Source organism: Methylocystis sp. (genome assembly GCF_046349115.1).
Classification (GTDB): Bacteria; Pseudomonadota; Alphaproteobacteria; order Rhizobiales; family Beijerinckiaceae; genus Methylocystis.
Map to the genome: position 1 here is coordinate 553,487 of NZ_JAXMCX010000001.1, position 13,757 is coordinate 567,243.

At 62.8% G+C, this 13,757-nt stretch carries 10 protein-coding genes; 9 read left to right on the plus strand and 1 reads right to left on the minus strand.

What is annotated here, in order from left to right; translation table 11 throughout:
• Positions 1–187 precede the first annotated feature (187 nt).
• Positions 188–2,116 (minus strand): hypothetical protein, encoded by a 1,929-nt coding sequence (locus tag U1E20_RS02550; protein WP_409979016.1) that lies wholly within the window; start codon positions 2,114–2,116, stop codon positions 188–190.
• A 504-nt stretch (positions 2,117–2,620) separates the two neighbouring features.
• On the opposite strand from U1E20_RS02550, the gene U1E20_RS02555 reads away from it, so the two are divergent.
• From U1E20_RS02555 to bamA, 9 genes are all read left to right on the plus strand, one after another.
• Positions 2,621–3,679 (plus strand): 30S ribosomal protein S2, encoded by a 1,059-nt coding sequence (locus tag U1E20_RS02555; RefSeq protein WP_409979017.1) that lies wholly within the window; start codon positions 2,621–2,623, stop codon positions 3,677–3,679.
• A 261-nt stretch (positions 3,680–3,940) separates the two neighbouring features.
• The gene (gene tsf / locus U1E20_RS02560; RefSeq protein WP_409979018.1) at positions 3,941–4,867 is read left to right on the plus strand and encodes a translation elongation factor Ts; all 927 of its coding nucleotides are present in this window, start codon (positions 3,941–3,943) and stop codon (positions 4,865–4,867) included.
• Positions 4,868–5,353: 486 nt separating this feature from the next.
• On the plus strand, positions 5,354–6,082 hold the full coding sequence (gene pyrH / locus U1E20_RS02565; protein WP_409979019.1) for a UMP kinase: 729 nt from the start codon (positions 5,354–5,356) through the stop codon (positions 6,080–6,082).
• A gap of 169 nt (positions 6,083–6,251) precedes the next feature.
• A complete protein-coding gene (gene frr, locus U1E20_RS02570) occupies positions 6,252–6,812 on the plus strand; it encodes a ribosome recycling factor (protein ID WP_409979020.1) in 561 nt (186 codons plus the stop codon).
• Positions 6,813–6,863: 51 nt separating this feature from the next.
• Complete coding sequence (locus U1E20_RS02575; protein WP_409979021.1) at positions 6,864–7,643, plus strand: isoprenyl transferase; 780 nt, start codon at positions 6,864–6,866, stop codon at positions 7,641–7,643.
• Positions 7,640–8,527, plus strand: coding sequence for a phosphatidate cytidylyltransferase (locus U1E20_RS02580; RefSeq protein ID WP_409979022.1), 888 nt, complete (start codon positions 7,640–7,642; stop codon positions 8,525–8,527). The genes U1E20_RS02575 and U1E20_RS02580 overlap by 4 nt, the downstream gene beginning before the upstream one ends.
• A gap of 10 nt (positions 8,528–8,537) precedes the next feature.
• On the plus strand, positions 8,538–9,788 hold the full coding sequence (dxr, locus tag U1E20_RS02585) for a 1-deoxy-D-xylulose-5-phosphate reductoisomerase (RefSeq protein ID WP_409979023.1): 1,251 nt from the start codon (positions 8,538–8,540) through the stop codon (positions 9,786–9,788).
• A 55-nt stretch (positions 9,789–9,843) separates the two neighbouring features.
• A complete protein-coding gene (locus U1E20_RS02590) occupies positions 9,844–10,998 on the plus strand; it encodes a M50 family metallopeptidase (RefSeq protein ID WP_409979024.1) in 1,155 nt (384 codons plus the stop codon).
• 296 nt (positions 10,999–11,294) lie between these two features.
• Positions 11,295–13,634, plus strand: a complete 2,340-nt coding sequence (gene bamA / locus U1E20_RS02595) for an outer membrane protein assembly factor BamA (RefSeq protein ID WP_409979025.1) — start codon at positions 11,295–11,297, stop codon at positions 13,632–13,634.
• The last annotated feature ends 123 nt before the right edge of the window (positions 13,635–13,757 follow it).

Below are 13,757 nucleotides of genomic sequence, written 5' to 3' on the forward strand. Positions count from 1 at the left end.
CGTTTTCCCCCTGTTCTTGATTTTGCGTGAATGCTTGCCGCATCAAAGGGAGCCTAGCTTGTTTCAAAGCGGATGGCAATGCGGAGATGTCTTCGCCCGTCATCCTCACCCCCTCCGATAGGCCGGAAGGATCGCAAGAGCCCATAACGGCTGGGACAACCTTCAATGCGTAATCAGCCCTCCAGGGCTAGTCGGCGCAACATTGCGCACGGGTGCTCACGACAGGAGTCGGATTTTTGTAATAATTGATGATTTTGTTAGCCAGCCAGCCGTGATCATCGGTATTGCTAAAGTTCTTAATGACATTAGTGGTGTTGCCGCCACCCCACAAAATGGCGAACACGTTGCTAGCCGCCGCTTTTGTCAATTTGCTATTGGCCTTGCCCCAGTTATAATTATTAGGCTTGCCTTGGTACGCCAGGAGGTAATTCTTATAGTTTGATCCAGGCGGGCATTTATAGGCTGTCATGCCGGCTACCTTGGGGTCTGTGCTGCACTTTGGCAGGTAGTTACCCACCGCGCTTTGCGTCGAAGCTCCAGCGCCTGCGATAATGTTGCTTAAGTCCGCTTTCAAATTGCTGTCCCCAAAGAAATATACGGGCGCCGTGCTGAACACGTAATTTCCGGGCACAGGCTGTCCAGTTTCAGGATTAACCCAAATTTCCGGCTCAGCTTCGCCGACATAGGGAATGTGGGAGCCGGGAATCTGCCAAATCATTACTGGAATGTTGTTGAAGTTTTTGCTGATTTGTCCAACACCCGACAGGTAGTTGTCCCATGATCGCGCATTATAGAGCGTCGCCTGACCGGGCGAGACGCTGTCGTCTGTTTCATAGCGGTCAAAAACAAAATAGTCAGGAACATAATTACCTCGAAGAGCGCCGGTGGTTATAGAACTCGGAGCATTTGTTTGCAGCCAGCTTGACACTGGCCCTGAATAGTTGAGCATGATCTGAGAATCTGTCAGGTCCGTATTCAGCCACCAACCGCCGCCGCCGCCGCTGACTGACCACATATTCTCTTGCCAGCCGAATGTAACATTTCCGATTGGCGAGAATGTGCGAATGAGCCAATTATTGGCTTGGATCCAGCCGTCGAACCCAGCGCGGAAATTTGGCCTATTATAAGTTCGCTTGTCATAAGTCGGGTTAGCAATGCAGCTGTTAAACCAAGTCCCAATTTGACTATAAGTCGTGCCTGTTCCGCCAATCAAGTTGTTGATCGCTACATTCCAATATGCATCTTTTTGATCATAGAAACTGTAAGCTGGGTAACCGTCCGCGAGCATCGTCTCTAATATTTTGACTGGGGTTCCGACATAGGTTTTGTTGCAATAGGCCGGCCCGCCTTGCCCGGGACATTGCCCGCCAAATGTATTTGGCTCATATACGTTGTGATATGAACGAGTTTGTGTCAGCAAACATAACGTTTGATCAACGGCTGTATTAACCGAATTCGCCGGAAGCGCTTTGTTGGCGTCGCCGATCGCGTTCACTTGCTGAATCTGCCCCAACAAATCAGGGTTCATGATCAAAGAACCAAAATAATTGGTTCTATTATAAGTAACAGGCTTGTCATTTAACGCGATCACACCTGCGGCAAGGGTCGTAAAATGTCGCCCCATAAGATAGGCGCCGCCACTGATTGGGTCGGGCGTTGACACATTCGTGAAATCAGCAAAAGCCGCGCCCCCACTCATTTGGGCGGTATATTCCACGATTGCTACGCGCATCGGATGATCATTGATCGCGCTGAGTTTGGTTAAGTCGTTTGTCATTCTTAATGCATTGGTGGGGGGGTCGATGATCCCGGGGTCTCCGTTGCCGTTTACCCCTTCATATTTGAAGACCACATCGACTGGACTGCCCCCAAAATCATCATTTCCACCGCGCGATGTCGGAGTAGGCGGCGTAACATTCGGGCCGCCAATCGCGCCCATCGCCACGTAAGCCGGCCAGCCTCGAACCGTCCCCGCGCTTAAAAGCCCTGTTTGAAGGGAGAACGCAGGAGGCAAGAATCTCAAATATTCGACCGCATTTGCTGAAGATCCTCCGCCGTAGGCGCTAATAAACGTCACGATGTACAATGACGCAGCCAACTTGAGCGAGATTCTCATGCGGTTTTCCTGTTTTTTCAGGTATTCGTCGGAAGGGCCGATGTTTCGAAGTAAATAGCCCCGACTTGTGGGCGCTGGCAAGCTGGCTGCGCCAACGCGCGGGACGGATGGGCCTGCGGATAGGCGAACGCCGCGACGAGCGCTGAAAAAAATCGCTTTCGCAGTCGTCGAGGCGCACAGTTCCGGTGGTTTTCGATCCGGCCCAAGACGGCCAAACGCGCTACGCCGTCGATGCGATCGACGGCGACCGAAGTTCCGTGACCTGCGCAGGATGTCGGCGAGGAGATTTCGAGGAATGGCTGCTTGCGCCATTTGGAACGAGACATCGCGCCTGATGAGGACGCGCATGGCGGCCGCGGCGCTTGCCCGGCGCGCGCGCATCCCCTATAAGCGCGCCATCCCACAGGCGAGGGTTTCGCGGCGTCTGCCTCAAGACGTCGTTCCGGTGGCCGGTTTTCCGGCCTCTCTCATCCTTCGCCGAGGCTCAACCGGAGAAACGACAAAATGGCTCTTCCCGATTTCACCATGCGCGGCCTGCTCGAGTCCGGCGCCCATTTCGGCCATCAGGCGCACCGCTGGAACCCGAAGATGGCGCCTTATATCTTCGGCGCCCGCAACAACATCCACATCATCGATCTCGCCCAGACGGTGCCGCTGCTGCATCAGGCGCTGAAGACGGTTTCCGACACCGTCGCCAAGGGCGGGCGCGTGCTGTTCGTCGGCACCAAGCGCCAGGCGCAGGAGCAGATCGCCGAGGCCGCCAAGCGTAGCGCGCAATATTACATCAACTCCCGCTGGCTGGGCGGCACGCTCACCAATTGGAAGACGATTTCGGGCTCGATCAACCGGTTGCGCAAGCTCGACGAGCAGCTGTCGGCGGGCGGCGCCGGCGTCACCAAGAAGGAGCGGCTGCTGCTGACGCGCGAGCGCGACAAGCTCGAAAAGGCGCTCGGCGGCATCAAGGACATGGGCGGCACGCCCGATCTGATCTTCGTGATCGACACCAATAAAGAGCAGCTCGCCATCAAGGAGGCGAACCGCCTCAAGATTCCGGTCGTCGCCGTGCTCGACACCAATTGCGACCCGGATGGCGTCAGCCATCCGATTCCGGGCAATGACGACGCCGGCCGCGCCATCGCGCTTTACTGCGATCTCGTGGCGCGGGCGGCGATCGACGGCATTTCGCGCAGCCAGGGCGCGATGGGAGTCGACATCGGCGCCGAGGAATCGCCCGAGGTTGAACCGGCGGTCGAAGCTGGCCGCGTAATCCGGGAGGATTTGCGCACGGCTGAGGAAGTCGCCGCCGCCGCGGACGCCGAGGCGCCTGGCGAGGCCTTCGAACTGCTGTCGGCGCCGCGCGGCGCGCCGGACGATCTCGCCAAGCTTCATGGCGTCGGCCCGCAGCTGATCAAGAAGCTGAACGACGCCGGCGTCTATCACTATTGGCAGCTTGCGGCGATGAGCCCGGGGGATGTCGAAAAGCTCGACGGCGAATTGAAGCTCAATGGCCGCATCGCGCGCGACGGCTGGGTTGATCAGGCGAAGGCGCTGCTCGCCGCCTGAACCGCCGTCACGTCCAACGATTAAGACGCGCGCGCCGGTCCGATGGGCCGGCGCCGTCGCATGATACGAAATCCGTTTGAACGGTTCGGATGTCATTCCCGACGCGCGCAGCGCGCGCGATCGGGAATCCAGAGCAAAGCCGGCGATCCTTTCGGATCGGCTCTGGATTCCCGGTCAGGCCTTCGGCCTGCCGGGAATGACATTGCTCCAGGCGAACGGGTTAGCCGGAATCCATAAGACCATTTGGAAGGAATTTCGACCATGGCTACGATCACCGCCGCCCTTGTGAAGGAACTGCGCGAGAGCACTGGCGCCGGCATGATGGACTGCAAGGCGGCGCTCACCGCGACCGAAGGCGAATTCGAGGCGGCGGTCGACTGGCTGCGCAAGAAGGGCCTGTCGAAAGCGGCGAAAAAGGCCGATCGCGTCGCCGCGGAAGGGCTGGTCGCGGCGCTGACCGGCGACAAGAAAGGCGTCGTCGTCGAGGTGAATTCCGAGACCGACTTCGTCGCCCGCAACGCCGACTTCCAGACGCTGGTCAAGAACATCGCCGAAGTCGCGCTGAACAGCGGCAAGACCGAGGTCGAGGCGCTCGGCGCGGCGGCCTATCCCGGCGGCGGGACGGTGAGCGAAGCCGTCACCAACGCCATCGCCAGCATCGGCGAGAATTTGACGCTGCGCCGCGCCGCGTCCCTGAGCGTCGATGACGGCGTCGTCGGCCGCTATGTCCATGCCCAGGTCGTCGACGGCCAGGGCAAGATCGCGGTGATCGTCGCGCTCGAATCGAAAGGCGACAAGGAGGTGCTGGCGACGCTCGCGCGCCAGCTCGCCATGCATGTCGCTTCCGCCAATCCGCTGGCGCTCGACGCCGCCGGCCTCGACCCGGCGACGGTCGAGCGCGAGAAGAAGCTGCTGATCGAGAAGAACGCCGGCAAGCCGGAGAACGTGCTGCAGAAGATCGTCGACTCGGGCATCAAGACCTACGCCAAGGAAGTCTGCATGCTCGATCAGGTCTCGAACCATCCCGACCACAATGGCAAGACCGTCGCTCAGGCGCTCAAGGAGCTGGAGGGCAAGGCCGGCGCCCCCATCGCCATCAAGGGTTTTGAACGCTACGCGCTCGGCGAAGGCATCGAAAAGGCGACAAGCGATTTCGCCGCCGAAGTGGCCGCAGCCGCGAAGGGGTGAGTCATTCGCTCTTCCCCCTTTGGGGAAGAAGCGCAGGGTAAAGGGCCGGGGGCGTCGACCCCGGCCTTTTTTATTTCCGCGAAATCTCTCCGCGTCATGCCCGCGCTTGTCGCGGGCATCCACGCGGCGCCGCTACGCGCATCTCATGATCATCGCGCAATGTCCCAGCGTGGATGGCCGCGACAAGCCCGGCCATGCCGGCTGAAACGCCGCGCCGTCACTCCCCCGCATCGCCGCCTCGACTTTCGCCTCCGCCTCCTATTCGCTCGCGCCGCTATACGTACTGCTCACATCAAGCGAAGCCAGCTTCGTGACGGGCTAGGTCTTCATGGCTCGTTAGCGGGCAGCCGCAGCTAGCTGCGTTGGCGGTTCCCACTGGCTCGCTACGGCGGTCGCCTTCAACGCTATGATGAGGACTCTCACTTGCCGGCGCCCCGCCGCGTCCCTATGAAGAACGCGCCCCGCCTCAGCCAGCGAGATTCGCCTATGCCAGACCCGGACTCGACACGGAAATGGAAGCGCGTGATCGTCAAGCTGTCGGGCGAGGCGCTGCAGGGTTCGGCGCCGCATGGGCTCGACGCGACGACGCTCGCCCGCATCGCCGCCGATCTCGCCGCGGCGGCGGCGGCGGGGCATGAGATCGCGGTCGTCGTTGGCGGCGGCAATTTCTTTCGCGGCATCAAGGGCGCCGACACCGGCATCGAGCGCGCCCGCGCCGATTCGATCGGCATGCTCGCCACGGTGATGAACGGGCTGGCGCTCGAACAGGCGGTCGAAGGGCAGGGGCGCCAGGCGCGCTGCCTCTCCGCCGTGCCGATGCCGTCGGTTTGCGAATCCTTCTCGCGCCGCGCCGCGCTGCATCATCTCGCCAAGGGCCGCGTCGTCATTGCGGCGGGCGGCACCGGCAATCCTTTCTTCACCACCGACACCGGCGCGGTGCTGCGCGCCGCCGAACTTTCCGCCGACGCGGTGCTGAAGGCGACGCAGGTCGACGGCGTCTACACCGCCGACCCGAAGCGCGATCCGAACGCGACGCGTTACGACCGCCTCACCCACGACGAAGCCATCGCCCGAAATCTCGCGGTCATGGACACGGCGGCCTTCGCGCTCGCCCGCGAGAATAAAATTCCGATTCTGGTCTTTTCGATCGCCGAAGCGGGCGCGATCGACGCGGCGCTGTCCGGCAAAGGGCGCGCGACGCTGGTCGCGCCGTAAGACTTTTCGCGCGCGGGCGGAAATCGTGCCATAAATCATGGCGCAGCGAAGCCGGAGGGTGGGCGAAGCCGGCGACGCATGCCGTTTTCGCCGCGCCAGATTCGAAAAAACTTAAGAAGCCAAGCCGTGTTTGACGACAGCGGCGACGATCAGAGACAGGTTGTATACAATGGCGGAAACATTTGACCTTGCGGAATTGAAGCGCCGCATGCAGGGCGCGCTCGCGACGCTCAAGCATGAATTCGGCGGGCTGCGCACCGGGCGCGCGTCGACGAGCCTGCTCGATCCGGTGCATGTCGACGCCTACGGCCAGGTTTCGCCGCTCAATCAGGTGGCCACGGTCAGCGTGCCCGAGCCGCGCCTCCTTTCGGTGCAGGTGTGGGACAAGGCGCTGGTCATCGCCGTCGACAAGGCGATTCGCGAGGCCAATCTTGGCCTGCAGCCGACAGTGGAGGGGCAGATTCTGCGCATCCGCATGCCGGAACTCAACGAGCAGCGTCGCAAGGAACTGGTCAAGGTTGCGCATAAATACGCCGAGGAGGCGCGGGTCGCCGTGCGTCATGTGCGCCGCGACGGGCTCGACATATTGAAGAAGTTGCTGAAGGATCACGCGATCCCCGAGGATGACGAGAAGCGCCACGAAACGGAAGTGCAGAAGGCGACGGACGAGACGGTGAAGGAAATCGACGCCGCGCTCGCCGCCAAGGAAAAGGAAATCATGCAGGTATAGAACCCTGCGGCGTTGCGCGGCGCAGGTATGATGGCCATTTGGAACTCGACCATGACGGAGAGCGACATTCTGGAGGCGGAAAACAACGCGCGGAACGGCTGCGCGGCGCCCCGTCATGTCGCGCTGATCATGGACGGCAACGGCCGCTGGGCGGCGCAGCGCGGGTTGCCGCGATTCGAAGGGCACCGCCGCGGCGTCGAGGCGTTGCGCCGCGCGGTGCGGGCGGCGATCAAGCTCGATATCCGCTATCTCACCGTCTATTCCTTCTCGGCGGAGAACTGGTCGCGCCCGCGCGAGGAGGTGGAAAGCCTGCTCTCGCTGCTCCATCGCTTCATCCGCAACGATCTCGCGGAATTGCACGCCAGCAATGTGCGGGTGCGGGTCATCGGCGCGCGCGCCGGCCTCGCGCCCGATATCGCCGAACTGCTGCGCGAGGCCGAGCAGGTGACGCAGGCGAACACCGGGCTCACTCTGGTCGTTGCGTTCAACTATGGCTCGCGGCAGGAGATCGCGGCGGCGGCGCGCGCGCTTGCCGAAATGGTGGCGCAGGGACGGCTCGCGCCCGATGAGATCGACGCCGAGGCGATCGCGCGACGGCTCGACACCGCGGATATTCCAGATCCGGACCTGATCATCCGCACCTCGGGCGAGCAGCGGCTGTCGAACTTCCTGCTGTGGCAGGCGGCTTACGCCGAATTCGTCTTCCTGCCGATTCTCTGGCCGGATTTCGACGAAGCGGCGTTTTCGGCCGCGATCGCCGAATACGCCCATCGCGATCGGCGGTTCGGCGGGCTTGAGGCCGCGGCGCGCAGCGCCAAGACCGCTTCATGACGGCGGATCGCAGAGAGCGAACCATCGGCGGCCACGACAAGGCGCCGGCGCTGAACGCGTCGGCTGGCGGCTTCGCCGATCTTGGACCGCGCGTCGCCTCCGCCGTGGCGATGGTCGTCGCGGCGCTCGGAACGCTCTATCTCGGCGGCGACGCCTTCGCGCTGTTCTGGCTCGCCGCTGCTTTCGCGGTCAGCTGGGAGTGGCAGAACCTCATCGGCGGCGAGGGCCGCGCCGCCCGCATCGCAGTAGGCGGGGCGGCGGTCGCGGCGGCCACGGCCTTCGGGCGCGTCGCCATGCCGGGCGCCGCGGCGCTGACGATCGCACTCCTCGCCCTGGCGGGCGGCGCCCTCGCCGGCGCCGAGCGGCGGGTCTGGGCGGCGACCGGCGTCGTCTATGCCGGCGCGCCGGCCTTTGCCGTTTGCCTGCTGCGCGAGTCGCCCGAAGTCGGCGCGCTGGCCATCGCCTTCCTGTTCGCCATCGTCTGGGGCACCGATATTTTTGCCTATTTTGGCGGCAGGCTGATCGGCGGGCCGAAGCTATGGCCCCGCGTCTCCGCGGGAAAGACCTGGTCCGGCACGATCACCGGCGTCGTCTCCGGCGCTTTACTCGGCCTTGGCGCGGCCTATCTCGGCGGTGGTCCGCAACTTGCGTCCTGGCCAGTCTTCATGCTGGGCCTCGCCGCCGCCGCTTTTTCCCAAATCGGCGATCTTTTCGAATCCTCGGTCAAGCGCCGTTTCGGCGTCAAGGACTCGAGCCGGCTCATCCCCGGCCATGGCGGGGTCATGGATCGGCTCGACGGCTTCATCTTCGCCTGCGTCTTCGCGGCGACGGTGGGCCTGGTGCGCGGCGGTCCGTCGGTGGCCGCGGGTCTCTTCTTCTGGTAAGGCGGAGCGGATGGCGTCAGGAAATGGACAGATCCAGGGGCGCGAGTCGGCGCAATCGCCGACGCCCGCGCCGCGTCGCATCGTTCTCCTCGGCGCGACCGGTTCGATCGGGCGTTCGACCGTCGATCTGCTGGAGCGCGATCCGGAAAGATTTTCGGTTGCGGCGGTGGCGGGCGGACGCGACGTCGAGGCGCTGGCGCGCGTCGCCCGCGCGGTCAGGGCCGAATTCGCCGCGATTCGCGACGAGAGCGCCTATGACGCGCTCAAGGCGGCGCTCGCCGGGACCAATATTCAGGTCGCCGCTGGACGCGAGGCGGTCATCGAGGCCGCGTTGCGCGACGCCGACCTCGTCGTCTCCGCCATTGTCGGCGCGGCCGGCGTCGAGCCGACCTACGCGGCGCTCGCCGCTGGCCGCGACGTGGCGCTCGCCAACAAGGAATGCCTGGTCTGCGCCGGCGTTCCCTTCATGCGCGCCGCCGCCGAGGCCGAGGTTCGGCTGCTCCCCATGGACAGCGAGCACAACGCGATTTTCCAGGCGCTCGGCGGCGAGGACGCCTCCCGCATCGAGCGGATGATCATCACCGCCTCGGGCGGCCCGTTCCGCACCTGGAGCAAGGAGCGCATCGCCGCGGCGAGCGTCGAGGAGGCGCTCAATCACCCGAATTGGGCGATGGGCCCCAAAATCACCGTCGATTCCGCCGGCATGATGAACAAGGGGCTCGAACTGATCGAAGCCCATCATCTCTTTGGCGTGCCGGCCGAAAAGCTCGACGTGGTGGTTCATCCGCAGTCGATCGTGCACGGTCTTGTCGCCTTTTCCGACGGCTCGGTGACGGCGGGGATGGCCGCGCCGGACATGCGCACGCCGATCGCGCATTGTCTCGGCTACCCCGACCGGCTGGCGACGCCGACGCCGCGCCTGGATTTGGCAAAAATCGCCACGCTGACCTTCGAAGCGCCTGATTTTGAGAGATTTCCGGCGCTGCGGCTGGCGCTTGACGCCTTGCGCGCCGGCGGCGGCCTGCCGACCGTGCTGAACGCCGCCAATGAAATCGCCGTGGAGGCGTTCCTCGACCGGCGCATTTCTTTCGACGGGATTTCACGCCATGTGGCCGAGGCCTGCGAGGCCGCCCTGCGCGACGGCACCGCCAATCCGCCGGAAAGCGTTGAGGACGCCCTCGCCGTGGACCATATTGTCAGAGAAAGGTCACGATCGGCCTTGGCCGGACATGCCGCATCGGGCATGTTGACGTTGCAATGATCATGGCGTGCGCCGCCGGCGGGCTTGGCGCAACCGAGACCGGCGAGACAGCGCTTTGCTAAACCTTCTGACGACCTTCGCCTTCTATCTGCTTCCCTTCGTGCTCGTCCTGACGCTGGTCGTGTTCGTTCACGAATTCGGGCATTTCATTGTCGGTCGCTGGTGCGGGGTAAAAGTCGACGCCTTTTCGATCGGCTTCGGACCGGAACTCTGGTCCCGGGTGGATCGCCTCGGCACGCGATGGCGCATCGCCGGCATTCCGCTCGGCGGCTATGTCACCTTCCATGGCGACGCCAACGCCGCGAGCGCGCCAAACCCGGAAGCGGTGCGCGCCATGCCCGAGGCCGAGCGCAAAGTGACCTTCGCCGCGCAGTCGGTCTGGAAGCGCGCCGCCATCGTCTTCGCGGGGCCTTTCGCCAATTTCGTGCTGGGGATCGCGATTTTCGCCATTCTCTTCGGCGTTTACGGGCGCACCGTCTATGCGCCGCGCGTCGGCTCGCTGACCCCCGGGGGCGCGGGGGCCGTCGCGGGCTTCTTACCCGGCGACCTGGTGCTCAGCGTCGACGGCGCGCCGATTGATTCCTTCTCGAAGCTGCAGGAAATCGTATCAGCGTCGGCTGACAAGAAACTCGTCTTCGTCGTTCAGCGCGGCGATCAGGAATTGACGCTGCCCGCCGTTCCCGCGCTGCGGGAAGTCGAAAGCGCGATCGGCAAGGTTCGCATCGGCATGCTCGGCATCCAGGCTTCGAAGGCCGACGCCGACATCCGCCGGGAGAGTTACGGTCCGGTTGAAGCGCTGGCGATGGGCGCGCAGGAAACCTGGACGGTCGTGCGCCGCACCGGCAGCTACATCGGCGGACTGGTGACCGGACGCGAGAGCGCCGATCAATTGTCCGGACCGATCGGCATCGCCCAGGTTTCGGGGCAGATGGCTCAGGCGGCCTCGAAGGTCGGCATGGCGCCGTTGTTGAGTCTCATCGCAATCCTTTCAGTTTCGATTGGCTTGCTCAATCTGATGCCTGTGCCGCTGCTCGACGGCGGCCATTTGCTGTTCTTCGCGATCGAGGCGGCGCGCGGCCGCGCGTTGAACGAGCGCGCGCAGGAAGTCGCCTTTCGAGTCGGTCTCGCGATGGTCGGGGCGCTGATGATTTTTTCGACCTACAACGACATCGCGCGCCTTATTCACAAACTTGCCGGCTCCGGGTCTTGATGAACGACCGCCGCTGACTTGGCCTCCCAGCGCCGCGGAAGCACGCGATTTGCGACGCAATTTCGACATGATCGCGTCTGTGTCGTCATGCCTTAACCATACGCTGACCATGAATCGTGGCTTTAACGTCACTCCTTCGACAAATTGCGGAAACAACATTTATTCTGCGTTTGCAGGGTTGGGCAAACCCTGTAGAAGGATTCGCTCAACGCTGGCGGAGCGCCGATCGTCGGCGTGTTTAAATGAAGTTCGCGCCGCGGCCCGGGCGGCGACGTTGCGACGAGGACCTGCACTACATGCGCTCAATCAGCGGCATTTGGAAATCTTCGTTCCTGTTCGCGGTCGTCGCCGCCGCCATATTGGCGCTTAGCGTTCCGGCGTTCGCAGCGCCGGACATCAATCGCGTCGCGTTCGAGGGCAACAGTAAGGTCAAGACCGACATCTTGCAGGAGCAGGTGCGCTCGCGCGCCCATACGCCGTTCAATCCGCAGCTCGCCGAGAGCGACGTCGCGCGATTGATGGAGGTCTATCGCCGGTCCGGCCGCGCCGCAGCGAAGGTCAGCTATCGCACGGTCGAATTGCCGAATGGACGGGTCGACCTCGTGTTCACCGTCGTGGAGGGCGACAAGACCGGCGTTAAGGAAATCCGATTCATCGGCAATGAGGTCTACTCCACGGGCCGTCTCGTCGGCATGATGGAGACGACGGAAATGAATTTTCTGTCGTTCATCAAGTCGAGCGACGTTTACGATCCGGATCGAATCGCTTCGGACCTCGAACTCATTCGTCGGTTCTATCTCAAGAATGGTTACGCCGATTTTCGGGTCATCAGCTCCGACGTGCAATTCGATCCGGCTGCGGGCGGCTACATCATCACCATCAATGTGCATGAAGGGCCGCAATATCACGTGTCCTCGGTGAGCGTCGAATCGCACCTGCCCGACGTGAACGGCGACGCGCTCAACGATTTGCTGCGCCTTGCGCCCGGCGACGTCTACAATGGCGACGCGGTCGAAAAGACCGTCGAAGCCTTGACTCGCGAAATCGCCAAGAAGGGTTACGCCTTCACCCAGGCGCGCCCGCGCGGCGAGCGCAATCCGGCGAACCAGACGGTCGCCATTCAGTTCCTGCTCGAGGAAGGGCCGCGCGTCTATATCGAACGCATCAACATTCGCGGCAATACGCGCACGCGCGACTATGTCATTCGCCGGGAATTCGATATCGGCGAAGGCGACGCCTATAACCGCGTGTTGATCGATCGCGCCGAGCGCCGGCTGAACGGACTGGGCTATTTCAAGAAGGTCAAGATCACCAACGAGCCGGGCTCGGCGCCCGATCGCGTGATCCTGAACGTTGAGGTCGAAGATCAGCCCACCGGCAACTTCGGCGTCTCCGGCGGCTATTCGACCAACCAGGGCTTCATCTCCGAAGTGTCGGTGTCGGAAAGCAACTTCATGGGGCGCGGTCAGGCGGTCCGCCTGTCGGTGCAGGCCGGTCAGATCGCCCGCGGCGTGACGTTCAGCTTCACCGAACCCTATTTCCTCGACCAGCGCGTCGCCGCCGGCTTCGACGTCTTCGCGCGCCGGCAGGACGCCTATAACTATTCGATCTACAGCTCGACCTCGATCGGCGGCACGGTGCGCTTCGGCATACCGATCACCGACGAACTCAGCTTCTCGCCGCACTATTCGGTCTATCAGACGACGATCTCGATCCCGAATGACTCGAAGCGGCCCTACAACGACTGTCTGGTGCCGGTTCCCGGCTACACGCCGGGCTTCAGCCCATTCTATCCGCAGCCGGATTTTCCGAGCCTTCTGGTCAACTGTCAGTCGAACGGCGAAGCCTCGCTCGGAATCAAGGGCTCACAGGGCACGCTGGTCACGTCGCTTATCGGCTATTCGCTGAACTACAGCACGATCGACAACTTCAAGAATCCGCATAATGGCTGGCTGGCGTCGCTTAGCCAGGATGCGGCCGGTCTCGGCGGCGGCTCGCATTATCTCCGCACGACCGGCGACATCCGTTACTTCAAAGAGGTTCCCTATCTCGACGACGTGGTCGGCATCGCCCGTTTGCAGGGCGGCGATCTGTCGACCTTCGGCGGTTACAAGGCGCGCATTCAGGATAATTTCAATCTCGGTCCGAGCCTGGTCCGCGGCTTCGCGCCGGGCGGCTTTGGTCCGCGCGACTGGAATGTTTTGACGAGCCTCAGCAACAACCGCGGCAACTCGCTCGGCGGCTCCCAATATGTCGGCGGTTCGCTCGAAGTTCAGTTCCCGATCTGGGGCCTGCCGAAGGATCTCGGACTGAGGGGCGCGCTCTTCGCCGACGCCGGTTCGCTTTGGAACTTCCGCGGACGAACGAATTACGCCAACAATCTGCCGACGGTGCCGATCTTCTTGCCGGGTCAATATGGCACCTGTATCGCCGCCTATACGCCGCTCGCCGGATTCGGCCAGGGCAGCTGTCTGACGCCGATTTCGAACAATTTCGCCCTGCGTTCGTCGGTCGGCGCCTCGGTGCTGTGGAATTCGCCGATGGGGCCGATTCGGTTCGACTATGCGGTCGTGACCTCGAAGGTCAGAGGCGACATCACCCAGAACTTCCGCTTCAGCGGCGGCACCAATTTCTGATGATCGGCAAAAGTCGCCGGGCGAACCGCGCCCGGCGAAAGGCTGAGCCGCTCGATCACCCTGCGTTCGGGCTGACTCGCGTGAAGGCGGAGATTGACTCTAATATTTTAGAGCGCGCTTTGC

Coding starts and splice junctions, on each gene's coding strand:
- U1E20_RS02550 (WP_409979016.1), bottom strand. CDS start 2,116: ATGAGAATCTCGCTCAAGTTGGCTGCGTCATTGTACATCGTGACGTTT.
- U1E20_RS02555 (WP_409979017.1), top strand. CDS start 2,621: ATGGCTCTTCCCGATTTCACCATGCGCGGCCTGCTCGAGTCCGGCGCC.
- tsf (WP_409979018.1), top strand. CDS start 3,941: ATGGCTACGATCACCGCCGCCCTTGTGAAGGAACTGCGCGAGAGCACT.
- pyrH (WP_409979019.1), top strand. CDS start 5,354: ATGCCAGACCCGGACTCGACACGGAAATGGAAGCGCGTGATCGTCAAG.
- frr (WP_409979020.1), top strand. CDS start 6,252: ATGGCGGAAACATTTGACCTTGCGGAATTGAAGCGCCGCATGCAGGGC.
- U1E20_RS02575 (WP_409979021.1), top strand. CDS start 6,864: ATGACGGAGAGCGACATTCTGGAGGCGGAAAACAACGCGCGGAACGGC.
- U1E20_RS02580 (WP_409979022.1), top strand. CDS start 7,640: ATGACGGCGGATCGCAGAGAGCGAACCATCGGCGGCCACGACAAGGCG.
- dxr (WP_409979023.1), top strand. CDS start 8,538: ATGGCGTCAGGAAATGGACAGATCCAGGGGCGCGAGTCGGCGCAATCG.
- bamA (WP_409979025.1), top strand. CDS start 11,295: ATGCGCTCAATCAGCGGCATTTGGAAATCTTCGTTCCTGTTCGCGGTC.